Below are 19,888 nucleotides of genomic sequence, written 5' to 3' on the forward strand. Positions count from 1 at the left end.
GTTCAGCGCTCCATCGGGGTAGCGTCGCGGCCGCGCAGCACGATGTCGAATTCGTAGCCGAGCGCATAGCCTTCTTCGGTGATGTCCATCGAGAAGCGCGAGATCAGGCGGTCGCGCGCGGCCTCGGGCGTGCCCTGGAAGATCGGGTCGTACGCGAGCAGCGGGTCGCCGGGGAAGTACATCTGCGTGACGAGACGCGAGCCGAAGTAATCGCCGAACAGCGAGAAATGGATGTGATTCGGGCGCCACGCGTTCGGATGGTTGCCCCACGGATACGCGCCGGGCTTGATCGTCAGGAAGCGGTAGCGGCCTTCGTCGTCGGTCAGGCAGCGGCCCGCGCCGAGGAAGTTCGGGTCGAGCGGCGCGTCGTGCTGGTCGACCTTGTGCACGTAGCGGCCGGCCGCGTTCGCCTGCCACACCTCGACGAGCGTGTTGCGCACGGGCTTGCCGCCTTCGTCGAGCACGCGGCCCGTGACGACCATGCGCTCACCGAGCGGCTCGCCGTTCTTCACGGCGTTCTTCGTCAAGTCGTGGTCGAGCGCGCCGAGATCCTCGGCGCCGTAGACGGGCGCGTACTGGTCGCGCAGTTTTTCCTTCAGCGGGATCAGCGGGCGGGTCGGGCCGCGCTTCACGGACGAACGGTACTCGGGGTGGATATAGGCCGGATGCGACGGCCAGTCGCGCGGCGTGAGGATCGTGGGGGAATCCATCGGGCGTCTCCTGATAGGTATTTCGCGAAGTGGATGGCAGGACTTTAGCCAATCCGGAAAGTTATGCAAAATGACCTTTTTTCGCGAATCACATAACCGTTCGTTATGTTCGACGCGCCAATGAAAATTCCGCCGGACAGGATGCCTGTCCGGCGGAAAAAGCGATCGGGCTTCGCGTCGTCGGTGACGACCCCGTGCACGGCCCTCCAGCCAGCCCGTCGCTGCTTTTTGTGTTTTCGTTCTTGTTGTTATCCGGCCTCCCTGAGCGCGCCCGTCATGACTGGCGGCCGGGATCGAACACGATCCCGTCGAATTCGAGTGACAGCGTGCCGCCGCGCAGCAGTGCCGCAGGCGTCGCGTCCCGGTCGGCGCCGAGCACGTCGCTCACGTAGTCCGCGCAGAACGCGCGCCGCGTCCGCAGGTTGAAGCGGTTGCCGAGCAGCGCGTCGATCCGTTGTTCCGCCGTTGCATGCACCCGGCGCTGCGCGTCGGCGGTCGGTGCCGCGACGCGGCGTGCCAGTGCGATGCGCCCGCCGTCGGTACGGGCGACGAAGCGCGACAGCGGCGTGAGTTTCGTCCACGCAAACCCGGATTCGGCGATCACGGGCTCGTCGCCCGACGTATCGACGACGATGCCGAAGCGATTGGCCCACGTGCCCACCGTGCCCGCCGCGTCGCGCGGCGCGCTCGCCGGCACGCGGATGAACACGAGATCCCCGACGTGCGCGCTGGCGGCCAGCGTGCGGATCGTGGCGAGCGGCATCGTGCGATCCGTGTCGCGTGCATCGCGCGGGGCGGTGTGGCGCGATTCGTAGGCGGCGGTTTCGGTTCGGGTGGTCATTTCGGCTCCGTCGTTCGGTGACAGCACGGAGCGGATTATGCAGACAAGTATCCGAAAGTGTTCATTTGCGTGTGCAGGTAGCCTAATATCTGACCTTGAGCATCATTTTTCGATACCAAAATGACCGAAACCGCCCAACTCATCGAAATGCTGAAGCGCCAGTTGAAGGCGCAGGGCATGACCTACCGCGACGTCGCGCGGGCGCTCGACGTCTCCGAGACGAGCGTGAAGCGGCTGTTCGCCAGCGGCCGCTTCACGCTGGAGCGTGTTGTGGAGATCGCCCAGATGCTCGGCTATACGCTCGCCGAACTCGTGCAGGAGGCTTCCGCGTCGGCGCCGAGGCTGCGCGTGCTGACCGAGCAGCAGGAGGCGCTGCTCGTGTCGGACGACAAGCTGCTGCTCGTTGCCGTTTGCGCGATCAACTACTGGACCGTGCAGGACATCGTGTCGACCTATCAGGTGACCCAGGCCGAGTGCGTGAAATACCTGCTGATGCTCGACCGGATGAACGTCGTCGCGCTGCTGCCGGGCGACCGGATTCGCGTACGCGTCGCGCGCGATTTCGACTGGCTGCCCGGCGGACCGATCCGCCGCTATTTCCATGCGCACGCGCTCGGCGATTTTCTCGACAGCCGCTTCGACGGGGAGGGCGAGACGATGACGTTCTCGCAGGGGATGCTGACGGAGGCTGCCGCCGCGGAGCTCGAGCTGGAGTTGCGCCGGCTGCGCAGCAAGGCGGCCGCGCTGCATGCGGAATCGTCGTCCGCGCCGCTCGCGCAGAAGCACGGGACGAGCTTGCTGATCGCGAAGCGGATGTGGGAGCCGGCCGGTTTCCAGGCCCTGCGGCGTCGCGCGTGATGCCTCGTCGAATGCTTGGGGCGATCCGGAAAGTTATGCAAAATGGCGTTTCATCGTCAATCGCATAACCACCCGTTATGAATAACCGTATCGCCGACGGCCGCGTCAAGTTCCGGCACCTGCAGTGCTTTCTCGCGGTCGCGCAGCTGGGCGGCGTGCAGAAGGCGGCGGAAAGCCTGTCGATCACGCAGCCGGCCGTCTCGAAGACGATCGCCGAACTGGAGGCGATCCTCGGCGTGAAGCTGTTCGAGCGCGGCCGGCAGGGCGCGCAGCCGACCCGCGAGGCGCAGCTGTTCATGCCGCATGCGAACGCGTGCGTGCTGGCGCTGCGGCAGGGTGTCGGGCTGCTTGCGCGTGAGGGCGGAGCCGCCGCGGCGACGCTGGAAATCGGCATGCTGCCGACGGTCGCGGCATCGCTCGCGCCTGCGTTGATGAAGGCGCTCGCCGCGCGCTGGCCGCGCGTCGTCGTGCGGATCACGACGGCCGCGAATGCCGATCTGCTCGAGCGCCTGAAGTCCGGCGCGATCGAGTGCGCGATCGGGCGGCTGTCGGAGCCGGAGCGGATGATCGGGCTCGCGTTCGAGCAGTTGTACAACGAGCCGCTGGTTGCGGTCGTGCGTGCCGGGCATCCGCTGCTTTCAAGCGCGGCACCGGCGGCCGAGCTCGCACGCCATCCGGTCGTGCTGCCGCCGTTCGGCACGCTGATCCGCCAGTCGGCCGAGCAGTTGCTCGGCGCCTGCGGCGCGCCGCCGCTGGATTCGTTCATCGAGGTGCTGTCGGTATCGGTCGCGCGCGCGCTGACGCTCGAGAACGATGCGGTCTGGTTCGTGCCGCTCTATGCGGCCGAATACGACCTGTCGGCCGGGGCGCTGGCACGCCTGCCGCTGCCGTCCGCGGGCACCGACGAGCCGGTCGGGCTCATCCTGCGTACCGATGCGCAGCCGTCGCCGGTCGCGCGGACGCTGATCGATGCCGTGCGCGACATCGCGCGGTCGCGGTTCGGCGATGCGCGAGCGCACCAGTCGCCACGCGCGGCGCGCAAGCGGGCTCGTCGCGACGAATAACCCGGGGCAGATCGCGCGGGATGCGCGGACCGAGCCGTCCCCGGCTATCGAATTGGCCGTCCGGCCAGTAGCTGTCCCGGTGGTGCTTGGCTTATCGTACCGATTTTGGTACGATGGGTGTCAAGACGATGACGAGACAGCAGATCCAGGTCACGCTCGGCGTGCGGTTCTTCCAGACGGCTCGTGGCAACGAGCCGGTGCGCGAATGGCTGAAGTCGCTTGGGCAAGCGGAGCGAAGGGTGATCGGCGAGGAGATCAAGACCGTTCAACTCGGCTGGCCGCTCGGCATGCCGCTGGTCTGGAAGATGGCACCGGATCTGTGGGAGATCCGCGTGGCGCTGCCGGGGCGGAGCGCCCGTGTGCTGTTTACGGTCGTCGGCGACACGATGGTCCTGCTGCACGGCTTTTTCAAGCAGTCGCGGGCCACGCCGTCGGACGATCTCGATGTCACCGTCGCGCGTCTCAAAGCGTTGACGCATGCCATCTGAATTTCCCGGTTGCGCCGGAACGCACCGCCTTCGACGGGCAGGCAGCCGGCAACGCCATGCACTGGAGTACCTCATGACGACCACGAACCATCCGCATATCGGCAGCGATTTCGATACCTTCCTCGAGGAGGACGGCAATCTCGAAGCGGCCACCGCCACCGCGATCAAGCGCGTGATCGCGTGGCAGATCGGGCAGGAAATGAAGGCGCAGCACATCACGAAAACCGCGATGGCCGCGCGGATGAAAACCAGCCGCGCCGCGCTCAACCGGCTGCTCGACGAAACCGACACGAGCCTCACGCTCGCGACGCTCGCGAGCGCGGCCGCCGCGCTCGGCAAACGGCTCAGCTTCGAGCTGGTGCCGGCCTGACGAGCGTGAAGCAGCGGCGTATGGCCGGGTTCGCGCCCATATGCGTGATGCGCACGATGCGCACGGCGCAGTGGCCGGCCCTCCGGTCGGCGGGTCGGCCATGATTCGCCGGCGTGTTGCCGCAAGCCGGCGAGTGCCGGCCCGCGCGCACATGCCGGGTCACTGGCGCGGTCCGGTCACCCGCAGATAGAGCAGCGCACCGCCCGCGAGCAGCAGCGGGCACAGGATGGCCCAGCCGGTCGTCAGGAACAGCCCGGCAACCGCGACCAGCGAAACCCACGCACAGCGGTAAGCGATGCCGCCGCGCGGCAGCAACTTCAGCGCGGCGGCCGCACCGAGCCCATACACCATCACGAAACATCCGGACGTCACGAGCACGAGCGGTTTCGGCCCGACGTCCGAGAGCGTCGTCGCGGCCAGCGCAACGGCTGCGAGCGTGGCGATCACGCCGAGGCTGCGGCGCGGGACGCCGCCGACCTGGCTGCCTTGCGCGAGCCACGCGGGTAATGCACCGTCGCGACCGAGCGCCGCACCGAGCTTGGCCGCGCCTGCGAAATACGCGTTCATCGTGCCGAGCGTGAGCAGCAGCGCGGCCGCGGCGGCGAGCACCTGGGCATGACCGCCGATGCCGCCAGCGATCAGTTCGGCGAGCGGTGCCCCCGAAGCGCCCGCGGAAGGCCCGAGCACCGTCACGCTCGCGGCGGCGACCGACAGATACAGGAACCCGACCACCACGACGGCGATCCCGGCCGAGCGCGGCATGTCGTGTGCGGGCCGTCGGAACTCGGCCGCGAGGTGCGTGATCGCTTCCCAGCCGGCGAAACTCCACACGAGCAGCGCGGCGGCCTGGCCGACCGCGAGCCAGCCGTGCGGGGCGAACGGATGCAGGTTCGCCGTGCGCGCATGCGGCGCGGAGGCGAGCACCGCCGCGAGCAGCAGCGTGACGAGCAACGCCGACAACACGAGCTGCATGCGGCCCGAAACGGTGACACCGAAAGCATTCGCGGCCGACACGGTCGCGATCAGCGCGGCAGCGGTAACGATGACGGTCGTGTGCCCGCCGCCCGTCACGGCCGCGACGTATGCGCCGGCGAACATCGCGGCAGCCGGCGCGCCGGCCGGGACCGCGAAGTAGAAGCACCATCCGACGACCGCCGCGGCTTTCGGCCCGAATGCGCACCGGGCGTAGGTCGAGACCCCGCCTGCATCGGGATAACGCGCGCCGAGTGCGGCGAAGGTGGCCGCGAGCGGCCCGGACAACACGACCAGCGCGGCCCACGCGAGCAGGGATGCCGGGCCCGCGACCTCGGCGGCCAGCGCGGGCAGCGCGATCACGCCGGTGCCGAGCACCGCGCCGATATAAAGCGCGGCGCCCTGGAAAATGGTCAGCGAGCCCGCGTGATGTGCGGCGGACGAGTCGGCATGCGAGGGCATGGACAGCAGTCTCCGGAAATCTTGTTGTGCTGGAGCGCGGGCGTCCGCGCGGAAAGTCGTTCGATGCTACCCGAAGGCAGGCGGTCGCGCGGCCCCGCGATCAGTAGTCGGTGTGGTGCCGCGTGTCAGCCGATGTCAGTGGCTGCGCGCGAGCCGCAGGCGCGCATCCTCGCGCGCGGCGGGCGACAGTTCGGGGGCGTAGTGGAACGCCCCGGAAACCAGCGAGGCGACGGGCACGCCGTCGCGGAACAGCACGCGATTTCCCGCGAGGGCCGGCACCTTGTCGCCTGGCAGCAGCGTGCCGGCAAGATTCAGCGGATCGGCGCCCGTCACGCAAACGTACTGTCCGTCGCCCGGTTGCCGCCGCAGTTCGCGCAGGACCGGGATCGCTTCAGGCAGCGCGAACTGTTCGCCCGCGAGCCCGGCGACGAAGCGTCCGCCGCGAATTTCGCCGCGCGCTTCGAGGCGTTGCAGCACGCGCACGAGCTCGCGCCAGTTCGGCAGCCAGTCGGCTTCGCGTTCGAGCAACCGCCAGAACACGACGCCATAGCGGCGCAGCAGCGTCCAGACGATGTGTTCGAGTGCGTCGGGATCGGTCGCGGGCGCACCGCGCTTCGGTGCCGGCGTTGGCGTGTCAGTCGGTGCCGAAGCACGTTGCACGAGCGCCCAGCGGCCGGCGTCGTCCATTCCGCCGATCAACGCACCGCCGCGCCGCGTGCGCGGCGCATAGGTCGCGCTGCGCTTGACGGCAGGCTTCAGCAGTGCGCGGAGGCCCGCGTAGCTGTCCGCATTCACGAGGCCGGCCGAAACGAGTTCGCCGAGCGCCTGTTCGAGTTCGACGGGCAGCATGTGCAGGTCGTCGAGCAGCGCATCGAAGAACATCGCGCCGTGCGCGGCGAGGGTGTCGCGCACCTGGGCAGCCCGTGCGGACAGCGCCGGTTGCGCGTCGGGATCGCGCAGCGCCTGCCAGGCAGAGAGGTGGCGGCGCGGCAGCAGCACGATCGGTGTCGTCTTAACGGGCGTGCCGGCTGCGCGGGCCGGCGCGCCGATGCGCGTCCACACGAGCTTGCCGGAGCGGCACAGCTCGTCGAGCCCGCCCGCCGTGTAGTCGGTGAGGCGCGCGGGCAGCAGCGCGTCTTCCCATGCGCTCGCCGCGGCCTCGAAGCCTTCGAGTTGTTCGACGACGGCAGCGAGCGCGTCGCGGCCCGTACCGCGCGTGTCGGGTGTCAGGTGTTGCCAGTGGAACAGGAAGCGCATGAAGTCGGCACGCTCCACCGGCTCGATTTCGCGGCGCAGCCGTTTCACCGTGTAGCGATGAATGCGTGCAAGCAAATGGCGTTCGCACCATTCGTCGGTCGTCGTGCCCGGTGTGAACCGGCCACGCATCACATAACCTTCGCGCTCCAGCGCCGCGAGCGCCGTCGCGACCGACGCAGGCGGCAGGCCGAGCGGTGTCGCGATCGCGTCGAGTGCAAGCGGGCCGAAACCGGTGAGCCGCGCGCGGATCACGTCGACGAGTGCGGCATCCGCTTCCCACGGCTGCGCGCAGGCAGCCGGCACCTTGAGCACCGGCGCGATGCGGGCATCGGGATGCAGCGCACGCAGGCACACGAGCCGTTCGACCGGCACCCACAGGGCGCCGCCGCCGGGCGTCACGAGTTTCGTCGCGCGGCGGCGTTCGGCAAGTTCCGCGAGCCGGTCGGGCCAGCCTTCGTGCGCGTGTGCTTCGCTGTCGGCGATGCATGCGAGCGTGAGCAGCGCGTCGTGCATTTCGTCGGCGTCGCGCACGAGCGGCCAGGCCTCGTCGCGCACGGCATCGATCGCGTCGGCGTCGAGCGCGCCGAGATCGTCGGCCGATTCAGGGTCGCTCCAGCGGCGCGACTGTACGGCCTGCGTGCGGCGCTCTTCCAGCGGCGCGTCGTCGAGGAACGCATACGGTTTCGCGTTCAGGATCTCGGCCGCGAGCGGCGACGGCGCGGGCAGGTCGCGCGCGATCAGCTCGATCGCACCGCTCTCGATCCGGCGCAGCAGGGCGAGCCAGCCATCGGTGTCCATTGCGTCGTGCAGGCAGTCGTCGAGCGTCTGGTCGACGAGCGGGTGATGCGGTATCTCGCGTTCGCCGACGATGTTCTCGAGGCAGGCGACCTGATCGGGAAACACGGTCGCGAGCAGATCCTCGCTCTTCATCCGCTGCAGTTGCGGCGCGGTGCGCTTGCCGCCGGTGAAGCGCGGCAGCGCGAGGGCCGTCGTCGCGTTCCAGCGCCAGCGCACGCCGAACATCGGCGCGTCGAGGAGTGCCTGAACGAGGACGTGTTCGGCGCTGGCCGAACGCAGGTAACGCCACACTTCGTCGAGCGCGAAGCTGTGCGCGAGCGACAGCGACAGGATGATCGCGTCGTCGGTCGCGGCCGCCTGCAACTCGAAGTTGAAGCTGCGGCAGAAGCGCTTGCGCAGTGCGAGCCCCCATGCGCGGTTGATGCGGCTGCCGAACGGCGAATGGATCACGAGCTGCGTGCCGCCCGATTCGTCGAAGAAGCGTTCCATCACGAGCGTGTCCTGCGTCGGCAGCGCGCCGAGCGCGGCGCGGGTGCGGGCGAGGTAGTCGACGATCTGGCGGGCGGCGTCGGGCGACAGGCGGAGATCGTCGACGAGCCAGCGCAACGCCGGCGCGAGGCGGTTTTCGGCGGTGGCGACGACGACGGTGTCATGCCGCAAGCCGGTCGAGGCGTCGGTATCGGCTTCGATCCCGGCCTTCGATTTCGCCTTCGCGCCCGCTTTGGCGTCGGTCCGGGGCACGGGCTTCCCGCCAGTCCCTTCACCGATGCGTTCACGGTTCTTGCCATGTGCGAGCCGGTCGCCGTCCGCGAATAGCCCGTCGAGCCGCGCGCGCAGCCGGCCGACCGCCGCCGACAGCTCGTCGCTGCGCCCCGGCGCCTCGCCGAGCCAGAACGGAATGTTCGGCGACTGGCCCTGCGCGTCCTCGACACGCACGCGGCCCGTTTCCACGCGAATGATCCGGTACGACTGGTTGCCGAGCTGGAACACGTCGCCCGCGAGGCTCTCGATCGCGAAATCCTCGTTGACCGTGCCGACCTGGATGCCCTGCGGTTCGAGCAGCACCGCGTAGTCGGCCATGTCGGGGATCGTGCCGCCCGACGTGGTCGCGGTCATCATCGCGTTGCGGCGCCCGCGCACGGTGCCGCCGACCACGTCGCGATGCAGGTACGCGCCGCGCACGCCGCGCCGGCTCGTGAAGCCTTCGGCGAGCATCTTCATCACTTCGTCGAAGCGCTCGCGTGTCAGCCGCGCGTACGGCGCCGCGCGCGTGAAGCTCGCATACAGCGCGTCTTCCTGCCATTCCGTGCACGCCACTTCGGCGACGATCTGCTGCGCGAGCACGTCGAGCGGCGCTTCGGGAATCCGCAGCGCGTCGAGCTCGCCGCGTTGCACGCAATCGAGCAGGGCCGCGCATTCGACGAGCTCGTCGCGCGACAGCGGGAACAGGCGCCCCTTCGGCACGCCGCCGACATGGTGTCCGGAGCGGCCGACGCGCTGCAGGAACGGCGCGATGCCGCGCGGCGAGCCGACCTGGCAGACCAGATCGACGTCGCCGATATCGATGCCGAGTTCGAGCGATGCGGTGGCGACGAGCAGCTTCAGTTCGCCGCGCTTCAGCCGCTGTTCGGCGTCGAAGCGGTGCTCCTTCGCGAGACTGCCGTGATGCGCGGCGATCGCATCCTTGCCGAGCCGGTCGGCGAGATGGCGCGCCATGCGCTCGGCGGTGCGCCGCGTGTTGACGAACACCAGCGTCGTGCGGTGCGCGGCCGCGAGGCCGGCAATGCGGTCGTACACCTGTTCCCACACGTCGGTGGCCATCACGGGTTCGAGCGGCACGTTCGGCAGTTCGAGCGCGAGATCGCGCTCGCGTGTGTGGCCCGTGTCGACGATCGTGCAATCGCGCGGCGCGTCGGCCGGGCCGCCGACGAGGAAGCGCGCGACCGCGTCGATCGGCTTTTGCGTGGCGGAGAGCCCGATACGCGGCAGCGCACGGCCGGCCAGCGCGTCGAGACGTTCGAGCGACAACGCGAGATGGCTGCCGCGCTTGGACGATGCGAGTGCGTGGATCTCGTCGACGATGACCGAGCGCACGTTCGATAGCATCTGCCGCCCCGACGTGGACGACAGCAGCACGTACAGCGACTCGGGTGTCGTGACGAGGATGTGCGGCGCGCGCTTGCGCAGCGCCGCGCGCTCGGCCTGCGTCGTGTCGCCGGTGCGCACGGCGGTGCGGATCACCGGCACCGGCAGGCCGAGTTGCGCGAGCGAATCGGCGATGCCGGCGAGCGGCGCATCGAGGTTCACGTGGATGTCGTTGGACAGCGCCTTCAGCGGCGACACGTACACGACGAGCGTCGCGTCGGGCAGCGTGCCGTCATGCGCGAGCGCATCGCGCACCAGATCGTCAAGCGCGCACAGGAACGCGGTGAGCGTCTTGCCGGAGCCGGTGGGCGCGGCGACGAGCGTCGAACGGCCGGCCTTGATGTGCGGCCACGCGAGCGCCTGCGCGCCGGTGGGCGCGGCGAACGTGCGCCGGAACCACGCGGCGACGGCCGGGTGGAACACGTCGAGCGCACGGGCGGCAGGGCGGGTAGCGGTGACGTCCATCGGAGCGTTGAAATAGGGTGCAAGCAGGGCGCAAAGCGTGCGCAAGGCGCGCACGAATCGAATCGTCAGTGTGCCAGACGTCGCGCGTGCGTGCCGGGTGCGCGTGTCGGCGAACGGGACTCAAATGGGGGCCTGCACCGTACTTTCAATGGACGGAAAGTTGCATGCGCGCCGGCGTGCCGATAGCACGCCGAATCGCATCAAATTGCGCCGAATTGCAACTAGACGCGATGCAGCCAGCCGAGCCAGTGTTCGAGCAGCGGCGTACGCGAGCACAACGACTGCGCGAGCCACAGCGTGCCGCCCCATGCGGCGCCCACGACGATCAGGTCGCAACGCCCGCTGTTCCACAGGTTGAGTGAATGACGCCGCCAGATCCACGGTACGCCGAGCGGGTTCGGCCAGTCGGCGAGCAGGTGCATCACGCCGCCGCATGCGAAGCCGAACAGCGGCGCGGCCCACAGCGGATGCGGATGATGGATGAGCCCGTGCCAGCCGAGCGCGAGCAGGGCGATCCAGCCGATGCCCCAGTGCGTGATGGTTCGATGCGTGACCCACAGGCGGCGCTTGCGGCGCCACCATGCGACTTCGAGCCAGTCGGGCGCGGTACCGCCCGCGACGCCCGCCGCGAATGCGGCGAACATGCCCGAATGCCACGGGCCCGTGGCGCCGGTTTGTGCGACGAGGGCGGCGGCGGCGACGCCGGCCGCGAAGCCGGACGCATGATGCGCGTTGTGTGATGCCATAGGAAGCGAGACGAAGAAACGTGAGGCGGCGCGTGAACGAACCAGTGATGCGGTGTGAAAGCGGGGCGCTATCTTCGCAGATCGGATCGCGCAGCGGGACGGACGTTTGCAGATTTTTTTTCACGCGTCACGTGGCCTGTCGCGCAGTTCGCAACTTTCGGTTTTTGTGCGCTGCGTGATGACATGAACCGGTGTGAATTGCGGCCGCGCGCCCGGTGCAATTTCGACCTGTCCGCATCCGTGTCGAGAAGCAGCGGCATGACCAGGCGCACACAGCGAATGCGCTTTCATCGCATGTCACGTGTTCGACCCTTTTTGTCCCCCTATACTACGAAACCGGATATGGCCGTCGGTGCGCCGGCGGCCATGCGCGGGACAGGTGCTTTTCCTGCCTGAAGGAGATCCACATGGGGGACATGCAATGACTACGCTGAATCGCTTCAAATCATCCGCTGTCGTGCTCGCGACGGTGGCCGGCATCGGTTTCCTGCCGAACGCACCCGTCTATGCGAAGGGGCCGCAGCCGGCCGTCCTGACGAGCTCGGCGGTCGCGGTGGCCGACAAGTACAGCGCGGATGCCGCGGAGCGGATCTTCAAGGAAGGCGGCAACGCGATCGACGCGGCCGTCGCGATCGCCTTCACGCTCGCCGTCACGTATCCGGAAGCCGGCAACATCGGCGGCGGCGGCTTCATGACGATCTACAAGGACGGCAAGCCGTACTTCATCGACTACCGCGAGCGTGCGCCGCTCGCCGCGACGAAGGACATGTATCTCGACAAGGACGGCAACGTCGTCAAGGGCATGAGCCTGTACGGCCCGCGCGCGGTCGGCGTCCCGGGCACGGTCGCGGGCATGTGGGAAGCGCAGAAGCGCTTCGGCAAGCTGAAGTGGAAGCAGGTGCTCGCGCCGGCGATCCACTATGCACGCGATGGCTTCGTCGTCGACGAGCAGCTCGCGCAGCGCGGCGTCGACGCGTCGAAGGAGTTCGGCGGCAAGACCAACTTCGACAAGTATTTCTCCGGGCTGAAGGCGGGCGTGAACTTCAAGCAGCCCGATCTCGCCGACGTGCTCACGCGCATCGCGAACGACGGCGCGGAAGGTTTCTACAAGGGCAAGACGGCCGAGCTGATCGCCGCGTCGATGAAGACCGGCGACGGCAACGGGCTGATCACCACCGAGGATCTCGCGCAGTATCGCGCGGTGTGGCGCCAGCCGGTGCAGGCGAAGTGGAACGGTTATGACGTGATCACCGCGCCGCCGCCGAGCTCGGGCGGCATCGGCCTCGTGCAGTTGCTGAAGATGAAGGCCGACCTCAAGCAGGACTTCGAGGGCGTGAAGCTCAACTCGCCGCAATACATCCACCTCGTCGCGGAAATCGAGAAGCGCGTGTTCGCCGATCGTGCGCAGTATCTCGGCGATCCCGATTTCTACAAGGTGCCGATCGCGCAGCTGACCGACGACGCCTATATCGCGAAGCGGGCGGCCGAAGTCAACCCGAAGGAGCCGTCGGATACGAAGAGCGTGCAGCCGGGCCTCGGCACGACGATGCCGGAGAAGGCCGAAACGACGCACTTCTCGGTGGTCGACAAGTGGGGCAACGCGGTGTCGAACACCTACACGGTCAACGGCTATTTCGGTTCGGGCGTGATCGCCGACGGCACGGGCATCGTGCTGAACGACGAGATGGACGACTTCTCCGCGAAGCCGGGCGTGGCGAACATGTTCGGCGTGGTCGGCAGCGACGCGAACGCGATCGAACCGAAGAAGCGCCCGCTGTCGTCGATGTCGCCGACGATCATGACGAAGGACGGCAAGGTGTCGCTCGTGATCGGCACGCCGGGCGGCTCGCGCATCTTCACGTCGATCTTCCAGGTGATCAACAACATCTACGATTTCAAGATGCCGTTGAAGGAAGCGGTCGGCGCGATGCGCTTCCATCACCAGCTGCTGCCGCCGAACACGATCTTCTGGGAGCCGTACCACCCGATCGAAGGCGAACTCGCGAAGCAGATCGAGGCGCGCGGCTACACGCTGAAGGGGCAGGATTTCAGCGGCGACATCCAGGTGATCAAGATCGACGGCAAGACGCCGGAGGCGATGGCCGACCCGCGCGGGCGTGGTGTGACGCGGGTCATTCGCTGATGTGAAGCGGTGCGTGCGCGGTTGCGAAGGCGGCCGCGCACGCCGTGTTCCGCAGCGGGGCGCCGGATGCCCGCTGCGGAACGCACTCAGCCGGTGGCCCGGATGAAGCCGGCGATCCGCACCGCGATGGCGTCGGGCGCATCCTCGAAGCAGTAGTGCCCGACGCCCGCCAACCGCTCGACGGGCGCGGACGGAAACAGCGCAGTGAAGAGCGGCAGGAAATGTTCAGCGCCGAGTGTCCGGTCGGCGTCTCCCCAGATCGCGAGCGCGGGTTTGTCGCGTATCGCGCGCAATGCCGCCGCATCGGGCACCTCGAACCGGTGCGCGCCCGCGGCAAACCCGCGGGCCCATCCGATCGCGCCGAGACAGTCCGCCGGTTGCGCGAACGGCGCACCGTATGCGGCGATCCACGTGTCGGTGATGACTGCGTGGTTCTCGAAACCGTTCAGCTTCAGCGTGCTCAGGATGTTGAAGCCGAGCTGACCGAGCACGGTTTCAAGCGTGTCGTCGGCCGCCGCACGCATGATCCACTGGAACCACGGCGCATCGCGACCGTTCGCATTCAGGCGCTCGACGAGATCGGGCTGGCCGAACGGCGTCGGCCCGTTCGCCGACACGATGCGCCGGATGCGATCCGGATGACGCGCGGCGAGCCCCATGCCGACCGGGCCGCCGAAATCGTGCATCACGAGCGTGATGCGCTCGAGGCCGCGCGCGAGCACGAAGCGCTCGAGGTTGTCGATATGGTCCTGCAACCAGTAACTGCGATCCTGCGGCGTCGCGCTTTTGCCGAATCCCATGTGATCGGGCACGACGATGCGGTGCGTCGGACGCAGCGCCGCAACCAGATGGCGGAACAGGTAACCCCACGTAGGTTCGCCATGCAGGCACAGAACGGTTTCGCCGTCGTGCGGGCCTTCGTCCACGTAGTGCATCCGGAAGCCGGATGCGTCGTCGAAATGCGGGGTGAAAGGAAAGGTGCCGTCGAACGTGGCATCGGACCGGATCATCGAGCGCTCCTTCGGTAGTCGGATAGTTTGGTTTCAAATTGAAACCGAATCGAAGCGTAGGATATCGGGTTGCAAGTTGCAACCAAAAAGAGGGCCGCGGCAATCGGCGGATGCTCGGCACGTTGGTGCGGGATGATGTGCCGGAACGGGGAAATGCCGGAATTTATAGGCCAGATGTACGAACTGAAGTGCCAATGAGACCCGAATCGGCCATGGCGTTCATCGATCGGGAACAGTCGAGCCCCGCGCGATTGATCTTTCGTGTGACGAGTTTTATATTGCAACCATTCATTTCAACGAGAGTAACCGCCGTTCCGGCCGCATTCCCGGAACGGCATTGCCTCATGCATCGATGAACAGACGAACCACGCACGAAGATTCCCTTTGCGGCGTTGCCCGCCCGCTGGACGCGATCGGCGACTGGTGGTCGCTGCTGATCGTCCGCGACGCGTTCGACGGGTTGCGCCGCTTCGGCGAATTCCAGAAGAACCTCGGGCTGGCCAAGAACATCCTGGCCGCGCGTCTGCGCAACCTGGTCGCGCACGGGATCATGGACATCGTGCCGGCCGCGGACGGCGGCGCACATCATGAATACGTGCTGACCGAGAAAGGGCGCGGCCTGTTTCCGCTGCTCGTCGCATTGCGGCAGTGGGGCGAGGATTTCTTCTTCGAACCCGACGAGGCGCACGTGCTGCTCGTCGACCGGAAGACCGGGCTGCCCGTCAGGAAGCTCGAGCTGCGTTCGCAGGACGGGCGCGTGCTCGGGCCGGAGGACACGGTCGTGTTGCCGCCGCCGGACTGACGCGCCTGACGCGCGGCGATCGGCGATCGGCGTTCGCGTCCGCGTTACCGCTTCAACAGCGCATGCGCGTGCACGATCTGCTCGGCGAGCTGGTTGATCGAGATGCGCCGCTCCATCGCCTGCGAGCGGATCTGCTGATAGGCCTCTTCCTCGCTGATCGCGTTGTGCTGCATCAGCAGCGTCTTCGCTTCCTGCAGCGTGCGAGCGGACATCACGCGCTGTTCCAGCTGCGCGATGCGGCGCCGGTATTCGTCGTGCCGCCGGCTCTGGTGACACGCGAGCGCCATCGCGCTCAACAGGCCGAACGAACGCACCGGCGTCGTCACCGCGCTCTGCGCGTCGATGCGCAGCATCAGTTCGAGGATCGTCGGGCTTTCGTAGGTCGTGACGGCGATGAGCGGCGGCCGCGCATCGTCCTCGAGCCACGGGATCGACAGGTGCAGCAGGTCGGGCCGGACCGCGAGGATCACGAGGTCGACGCTCTCCGGCAGCGCGGCGGGCGGCGGCCAGCGCTGCTCGCTCGGGCAACCGATGCGCGAGAGCTGCTCGACGAGCAGCAGCCCGTTGTCGTCATCCGGGTAGTACACCATCACGCGCAGCGAGCGCAGTTCGGCGAGCAGGCGCGGCGTCGAGCGGATCGGGGTGCGGGCGCGCATCGTCGGTTACGCCTTCTGTTCGTCGGGCGCGTGCACGCGGTCGCCGAGCGAATGCGTGACGAGGTACGGATCGGGATGCACGCGCCGCGTCGCTTCGCGCACGATCGTGAAATTGCCGTCGGCCGTCGCGCAGCCGATGCGCGGGTACAGGCACGTGTGCTGCGTAAGCCGGTCGATCTTCACGCGGCCCTGCGGTGCGTCGAATTCCGCGTCCGCGAGATGTTCGACGAGGCGGTCGCGCTGGTCGGTGCCGGCGCGCGCGAGTGCATTGGCGAACAGGTGAACCTGGAAATACGCGGCTTCCCACGGCGCGGAGGCGCTCGCGTCGTCGCCGAAGCGCGCCTTGAGCTGCGCGATGCAGCGCCGGTTCACGTCCGAATCGATGGTCTGGAAGTAGGGCGACGACGTGTAGTGGCCGGCCGCGGCCGCGCCCATCTGACCGAGCTCGATCTCGGAGGTCGTCAGGCTCGCGATCGGCATCCTGCGTGCATCGAGACCGGCTTGCGCATACGCACGGTAGAACGCGGCCGTGCTGTCGCCGACGAGCGTGCTGAACACGAAGTCGGGCGCCTTCGCGCGGATGTCCTCGACGACCGCCGCGAAATCCTGCTCGGACGCGACGAGCGGCATGTAGACCTCGCCGAGGATCTGGCCTTCCGGATGCTGCGTGACGAGGTCGATCATGATGCGGTTCGACTCGTACGGGTAGATATAGTCGGACCCGACGAGATACACGCGCGCACCGAACTGCGCGGTCATGAACGCAGCGAGCTGCACGCTGTTCTGGTTCGGGGCCGCACCCGTGTAGATCACGTTCGGCGAGAACTCGAAGCCTTCGTAGAGCGTCGGGTAGAACAGCAGCTTGTCCCACTTCTCGACGATCGGAATCAGCGCCTTGCGGCTGCTCGACATGTATCCGCCGAACAGCACGTTCACGCGCTCGGTGGCGATCAGTTCCTCTGCGAGCCGCGCATAGACGGCCGGGTCCGAACAGGCGTCGTGCACGACGGGCACGATCTCGCAGCCGTTCGCGCCGCCCGCTTCGTTGATCTCGGCGATCGCCTGCAGCGTGCCGCGCAACTGGCTCCGGCCAAGGTGCGACGTGCATCCGCTCTGCGAGAACAATACGCCAACCTTCACACTGTTCATTCGGTCGTTCCTGTCTCTTCCGGGTGGGGCCGTCACGCGGTCAGTCGTCCGGCCGCGTGCGCGACGACGGCCGGCAATGCGTCGCCGTTCGCCGCGTGCACGCAGCGCGGGCCGACGCCAAGTATTGTAGACAACCCGGGCGGCTCGCCGAACGACAGACCCGCAATCGCGACACCGCGCCGCCGGCCCTGGCGTGCCGCGTGACGCGCATCCTCGACGAGGTAGCGTGGGTCGAACACGTCGATGTCGGCGGCTTCGCCGTCGCCGATCAGCAGCACGGCGGCCCGCGCGCTCGCGGCTTCGCGGCGCAGCAAGGCCAGCGCATGCCGCAGTGCCGCGCCCGTGCGCGTGCTCATCCCGCTGTCGGCCGCGAGCAGCGCCGCGCGGCGGCCGGCGTCGAACGCTTCGCCGAAATCCTTGAAGCGCACGTAGTACACGCGATGCCGTCCGTCCGACGTATAGCCGTGCACGGCCCAGCGGCGCCGCTGCCGGTCGAACAGGTCGCCGAGCACGAACGCCGCGCGTTTCTCGAGCGTGGCGACCTGCGCGGCCGTCGACGCCGACAGGTCGAGCAGGATCAGCACGGGCCCGCGCGCGTCGTGCGGCACGCGGCGACGGAACACGCGCGGATCGGGCGCGTGCCCGGCGCACCGGGCGATGCGTGCGGCGATCGCCGCATCGACGTCGAGCGCATCGCCGTCGAGCTGGCGGCCCACGCGCCGCAGCAGCTCCGATGCGCGCGCGGCCGGCATTCGCTTTGCCGCGCGCCGGTCGGCGTCGATCAGTGCGGAAAGCGACGGCGGCGGCGCCGACGTGGCGGGCGCGCGTTCGACGATCGTCGTCCAGTCGTGTCGTTCGCGCTGCGTGTGGCAATTCCACTCGGGATAGCGCGGCGCATCGGGTGCGGACGGCGGTGCGTCGTCGGGTTCGTCGCTGTGGCCGCCGGTCGAGGCCGACATCTCGACGCCGTCGTTGCCCGCCTGTTCGGCCGCCGCGGTGGCCGGCTGCGCCCACAGCCACGCATTGTCGTCGCGATAGGGCAGCCATGCGCCGTCGTCGGGTTCGAAGCGGACGCGCATCTGGCCGAGATCGTTCGCGAGCCTCGACGCAATCGTGCGAAACGCACGGTAATCGTCGAGCGTGTCGCGCCGCTCGGCGAACAGCTGCGCGCCCTTGTCGACCCACGGGTTGCCGTCGAGATAAGACGGATCGAACAGCGCTTTCGCGAGCCGCGCGCACAGGCAGCCGAACGTGAGTCCTTCACGGCCGATCGGTGCGAACGCCGGCGCCCAGAACGTTGCGAGCCCCGGCCATTCGCGGGCCAGCAGCGCCTCGACGCGCGCATCCTCGATCACGCCGGCGACGGCCGAACCGATCTGCGTCAGCGTGTCGGCCGGCTCGCTGGACGGCGAGTGCCGCCAGTGAGCCAGCGCGTGCGCGGCCGCCGCGATGCGCGCATCGGGCGGCAACGCACGGGGCACGCGCAGCGCGGCATGGCCGAGCGTCGCGCGCGGCGCCGCGTCGTCGAGGCGCACGTCGGTCTCGTGCGCGGTCATCCCGTGCAGGAAGCGGGCGAGTGGCAGTGCGCTCATGTCGCGAAGTACGCGGCGGCCATCATCTGCAACGCGGCACGCGTGTCGGCGTCGTCGGTCGCCGCGTCGCTGATCGCGACCCGGCAGGCATCGAGCGGCGCGAGCCCCGCGACGATCAGCCGGGCCGCGTGCACGAGCAGGCGCGTCGACGCGCCTTCGTCGAGCCCGTTGCCCGCCTGCGCCAGCGCCCGCGTGCGCTGCGCAAGATCGACGAGCCGGCGCGCGGTTTCGCGGTCGGCGCCGCTTTCGCGCACGACGACGTCGGCCTCGTGGGCGGCATCCGGATAGCCGAAGTCGATTGCGACGAAACGTTGCCGCGTCGACGGCTTCAGCCGCCGGTGCTCGCCGTGATAGCCGGGGTTGTACGAGATCACCAGATGGAAATCCGGATGCGCATGGACGACTTCGCCGAGCCGGTCGAGCGGCAGCACGCGCCGCGAATCGGTCAGCGGGTGGATCACGACCGTCGCGTCGGGGCGCGCCTCGACGATCTCGTCGAGATAGCAGATCGCGCCATGCCGTGCCGCGAGCGTGAGCGGCCCGTCGGCCCAGTAGGTGCCGTCGGCGTCGAGCAGGTGGCGGCCCGTCAGGTCGGCCGCCGACGTGTCGTCGTTGCACGCGACCTGGATCAGCGGCAGGCCCATGCGCCACGCCATGTATTCGACGAAACGCGTCTTGCCGCAGCCGGTCGGCCCTTTCAGTAGGACCGGCAGGTGATGGCGGCAGGCCGTCTCGAACCAGTCGGCCTCGGCACCGGCCGGCTGGTAGAACGGCACATCGGCGATGCGGTGCCCGGCGAGCGGATCGGTGGCCAGCGGCGTATCGCGTGCGCTCATTACCACCTCCCCGTCATCATCAGCATGCCGGGCAGCCAGCAGGTGCCGACGCCGATCGCGATCGTGTAGCCGGGCAGGAAGCGCACGGTCCGCTTCAGCCCGAGCGCGACGAAGAACAGGAACCACAGGCTCGACCACAGCAGCCACATCGCCCCGAAACGCGCGTCGCTCGACGTGCCCGCATAGACGAGTGCGCTGATCGCGACGAACAGGCAATACCAGCCGAGGCCGGCGCCTTGCAGCCCGCGCCACTGGACGGCGGCGAGGTACAGGTACGTGAACGCGAACAGCAGCCCGCCCGCGCTCGAGAAAAACTGCGGCGGCGCCGACGCCTGCACGAGGCCGGCGAGGTTGATCAGCAGCGCGAGCAGCCCGACGAGCAGGTTCAGGCCGGCCGCGTCGCGCGGTTCGATGCGGCCGGTGAGCGCGACGCCGTTGACGACCAGCACCGCGCCGATGAAGAAAAGAGCGACACCGAGCATGATGAAGGCTCCAGAGTGAGACGGCGCCGTTCGCGCAGGCAG

17 protein-coding genes and 1 pseudogene are annotated in these 19,888 nt (G+C 68.4%); 6 read left to right on the forward strand and 12 right to left on the reverse strand.

Going from position 1 to position 19,888, the window contains the following annotated elements; all coding sequences use genetic code 11:
- Positions 1–2 precede the first annotated feature (2 nt).
- Together pcaH and ABY44_RS26555 are read right to left on the reverse strand one after the other, a co-directional pair.
- Positions 3–710 (reverse strand): protocatechuate 3,4-dioxygenase subunit beta, encoded by a 708-nt coding sequence (gene pcaH, locus ABY44_RS26550; protein ID WP_059683235.1) that lies wholly within the window; start codon positions 708–710, stop codon positions 3–5.
- A 274-nt stretch (positions 711–984) separates the two neighbouring features.
- A complete protein-coding gene (locus ABY44_RS26555; RefSeq protein WP_060171148.1) occupies positions 985–1,551 on the reverse strand; it encodes a YiiX/YebB-like N1pC/P60 family cysteine hydrolase in 567 nt (188 codons plus the stop codon).
- 120 nt (positions 1,552–1,671) lie between these two features.
- Here ABY44_RS26555 and ABY44_RS26560 point away from each other — a divergent pair, with 120 nt between their 5' ends.
- From ABY44_RS26560 to ABY44_RS26575, 4 genes are all read left to right on the forward strand, one after another.
- The gene (locus ABY44_RS26560) at positions 1,672–2,409 is read left to right on the forward strand and encodes a helix-turn-helix domain-containing protein (protein WP_060171146.1); all 738 of its coding nucleotides are present in this window, start codon (positions 1,672–1,674) and stop codon (positions 2,407–2,409) included.
- A gap of 77 nt (positions 2,410–2,486) precedes the next feature.
- On the forward strand, positions 2,487–3,473 hold the full coding sequence (gene pcaQ / locus ABY44_RS26565; RefSeq protein WP_060171144.1) for a pca operon transcription factor PcaQ: 987 nt from the start codon (positions 2,487–2,489) through the stop codon (positions 3,471–3,473).
- Positions 3,474–3,601: 128 nt separating this feature from the next.
- Positions 3,602–3,961 carry a type II toxin-antitoxin system RelE/ParE family toxin gene (locus tag ABY44_RS26570; RefSeq protein WP_060171258.1) on the forward strand — a complete coding sequence of 120 codons (360 nt, stop codon included), beginning with the start codon at positions 3,602–3,604 and terminating at the stop codon, positions 3,959–3,961.
- Positions 3,962–4,034: 73 nt separating this feature from the next.
- Positions 4,035–4,331, forward strand: coding sequence for an XRE family transcriptional regulator (locus tag ABY44_RS26575; protein WP_027791374.1), 297 nt, complete (start codon positions 4,035–4,037; stop codon positions 4,329–4,331).
- 159 nt (positions 4,332–4,490) lie between these two features.
- Here ABY44_RS26575 and ABY44_RS26580 read toward each other — a convergent pair whose 3' ends face one another.
- The 4 genes and pseudogenes from ABY44_RS26580 to ABY44_RS26595 all read right to left on the reverse strand — a co-directional run bounded on the left by ABY44_RS26580 (position 4,491) and on the right by ABY44_RS26595 (position 11,176).
- The gene (locus ABY44_RS26580; protein WP_431642654.1) at positions 4,491–5,765 is read right to left on the reverse strand and encodes an APC family permease; all 1,275 of its coding nucleotides are present in this window, start codon (positions 5,763–5,765) and stop codon (positions 4,491–4,493) included.
- 135 nt (positions 5,766–5,900) lie between these two features.
- Positions 5,901–6,425, reverse strand: a complete 525-nt coding sequence (locus ABY44_RS26585) for an Lhr family helicase (RefSeq protein WP_431642664.1) — start codon at positions 6,423–6,425, stop codon at positions 5,901–5,903.
- Positions 6,420–10,430: pseudogene (locus tag ABY44_RS26590) on the reverse strand (DEAD/DEAH box helicase); the annotation flags it as partial. The gene ABY44_RS26585 and the pseudogene ABY44_RS26590, both read right to left, overlap by 6 nt.
- Before the next feature lie 221 nt (positions 10,431–10,651).
- Positions 10,652–11,176, reverse strand: a complete 525-nt coding sequence (locus ABY44_RS26595; protein WP_027791377.1) for a metal-dependent hydrolase — start codon at positions 11,174–11,176, stop codon at positions 10,652–10,654.
- Positions 11,177–11,597: 421 nt separating this feature from the next.
- Here ABY44_RS26595 and ggt point away from each other — a divergent pair, with 421 nt between their 5' ends.
- On the forward strand, positions 11,598–13,319 hold the full coding sequence (ggt, locus tag ABY44_RS26600; protein ID WP_027791378.1) for a gamma-glutamyltransferase: 1,722 nt from the start codon (positions 11,598–11,600) through the stop codon (positions 13,317–13,319).
- Positions 13,320–13,405: 86 nt separating this feature from the next.
- Here the strand turns inward: ggt and ABY44_RS26605 are convergent, their stop codons facing one another.
- On the reverse strand, positions 13,406–14,329 hold the full coding sequence (locus ABY44_RS26605; protein WP_060171138.1) for an alpha/beta fold hydrolase: 924 nt from the start codon (positions 14,327–14,329) through the stop codon (positions 13,406–13,408).
- 352 nt (positions 14,330–14,681) lie between these two features.
- Here ABY44_RS26605 and ABY44_RS26610 point away from each other — a divergent pair, with 352 nt between their 5' ends.
- Positions 14,682–15,131, forward strand: coding sequence for a winged helix-turn-helix transcriptional regulator (locus ABY44_RS26610; protein ID WP_027791380.1), 450 nt, complete (start codon positions 14,682–14,684; stop codon positions 15,129–15,131).
- A 44-nt stretch (positions 15,132–15,175) separates the two neighbouring features.
- On the opposite strand, the gene ABY44_RS26615 is transcribed toward ABY44_RS26610, so the two are convergent.
- Genes ABY44_RS26615 through ABY44_RS26635 form a run of 5 tightly spaced genes read right to left on the reverse strand, consistent with a single transcriptional unit; the run spans position 15,176 to position 19,846 of the window.
- Positions 15,176–15,787 (reverse strand): ANTAR domain-containing response regulator, encoded by a 612-nt coding sequence (locus tag ABY44_RS26615; protein ID WP_027791381.1) that lies wholly within the window; start codon positions 15,785–15,787, stop codon positions 15,176–15,178.
- Between the two features lie 6 nt (positions 15,788–15,793).
- On the reverse strand, positions 15,794–16,936 hold the full coding sequence (locus ABY44_RS26620; protein WP_060171137.1) for a transporter substrate-binding domain-containing protein: 1,143 nt from the start codon (positions 16,934–16,936) through the stop codon (positions 15,794–15,796).
- 32 nt (positions 16,937–16,968) lie between these two features.
- The gene (locus ABY44_RS26625; protein WP_060171135.1) at positions 16,969–18,528 is read right to left on the reverse strand and encodes a nitric oxide reductase activation protein; all 1,560 of its coding nucleotides are present in this window, start codon (positions 18,526–18,528) and stop codon (positions 16,969–16,971) included.
- Positions 18,525–19,364, reverse strand: a complete 840-nt coding sequence (locus ABY44_RS26630) for a CbbQ/NirQ/NorQ/GpvN family protein (RefSeq protein ID WP_060171133.1) — start codon at positions 19,362–19,364, stop codon at positions 18,525–18,527. Before ABY44_RS26630 ends, ABY44_RS26625 begins: the two co-directional genes overlap by 4 nt.
- A complete protein-coding gene (locus ABY44_RS26635; protein WP_021159494.1) occupies positions 19,364–19,846 on the reverse strand; it encodes an AmiS/UreI family transporter in 483 nt (160 codons plus the stop codon). Before ABY44_RS26635 ends, ABY44_RS26630 begins: the two co-directional genes overlap by 1 nt.
- Positions 19,847–19,888 lie beyond the last annotated feature (42 nt).

The sequence above is a fragment of the Burkholderia sp. ZZQ-2 genome (assembly GCF_050768715.1).
In the GTDB taxonomy this organism is placed as follows: domain Bacteria; phylum Pseudomonadota; class Gammaproteobacteria; order Burkholderiales; family Burkholderiaceae; genus Burkholderia; species Burkholderia cepacia.

What these genes read in the sequence shown, in the direction of transcription:
- ABY44_RS26630 (WP_060171133.1), bottom strand. Translation starts at nt 19,364, where the DNA reads ATGAGCGCACGCGATACGCCGCTGGCCACCGATCCGCTCGCCGGGCAC.
- ABY44_RS26555 (WP_060171148.1), bottom strand. Translation starts at nt 1,551, where the DNA reads ATGACCACCCGAACCGAAACCGCCGCCTACGAATCGCGCCACACCGCC.
- ABY44_RS26580 (WP_431642654.1), bottom strand. Translation starts at nt 5,765, where the DNA reads ATGCCCTCGCATGCCGACTCGTCCGCCGCACATCACGCGGGCTCGCTG.
- ABY44_RS26620 (WP_060171137.1), bottom strand. Translation starts at nt 16,936, where the DNA reads ATGAACAGTGTGAAGGTTGGCGTATTGTTCTCGCAGAGCGGATGCACG.
- ABY44_RS26570 (WP_060171258.1), top strand. Translation starts at nt 3,602, where the DNA reads ATGACGAGACAGCAGATCCAGGTCACGCTCGGCGTGCGGTTCTTCCAG.
- ggt (WP_027791378.1), top strand. Translation starts at nt 11,598, where the DNA reads ATGACTACGCTGAATCGCTTCAAATCATCCGCTGTCGTGCTCGCGACG.
- ABY44_RS26575 (WP_027791374.1), top strand. Translation starts at nt 4,035, where the DNA reads ATGACGACCACGAACCATCCGCATATCGGCAGCGATTTCGATACCTTC.
- ABY44_RS26595 (WP_027791377.1), bottom strand. Translation starts at nt 11,176, where the DNA reads ATGGCATCACACAACGCGCATCATGCGTCCGGCTTCGCGGCCGGCGTC.
- ABY44_RS26560 (WP_060171146.1), top strand. Translation starts at nt 1,672, where the DNA reads ATGACCGAAACCGCCCAACTCATCGAAATGCTGAAGCGCCAGTTGAAG.
- ABY44_RS26605 (WP_060171138.1), bottom strand. Translation starts at nt 14,329, where the DNA reads ATGATCCGGTCCGATGCCACGTTCGACGGCACCTTTCCTTTCACCCCG.
- ABY44_RS26610 (WP_027791380.1), top strand. Translation starts at nt 14,682, where the DNA reads ATGAACAGACGAACCACGCACGAAGATTCCCTTTGCGGCGTTGCCCGC.
- ABY44_RS26625 (WP_060171135.1), bottom strand. Translation starts at nt 18,528, where the DNA reads ATGAGCGCACTGCCACTCGCCCGCTTCCTGCACGGGATGACCGCGCAC.
- ABY44_RS26635 (WP_021159494.1), bottom strand. Translation starts at nt 19,846, where the DNA reads ATGCTCGGTGTCGCTCTTTTCTTCATCGGCGCGGTGCTGGTCGTCAAC.
- ABY44_RS26615 (WP_027791381.1), bottom strand. Translation starts at nt 15,787, where the DNA reads ATGCGCGCCCGCACCCCGATCCGCTCGACGCCGCGCCTGCTCGCCGAA.
- pcaH (WP_059683235.1), bottom strand. Translation starts at nt 710, where the DNA reads ATGGATTCCCCCACGATCCTCACGCCGCGCGACTGGCCGTCGCATCCG.
- pcaQ (WP_060171144.1), top strand. Translation starts at nt 2,487, where the DNA reads ATGAATAACCGTATCGCCGACGGCCGCGTCAAGTTCCGGCACCTGCAG.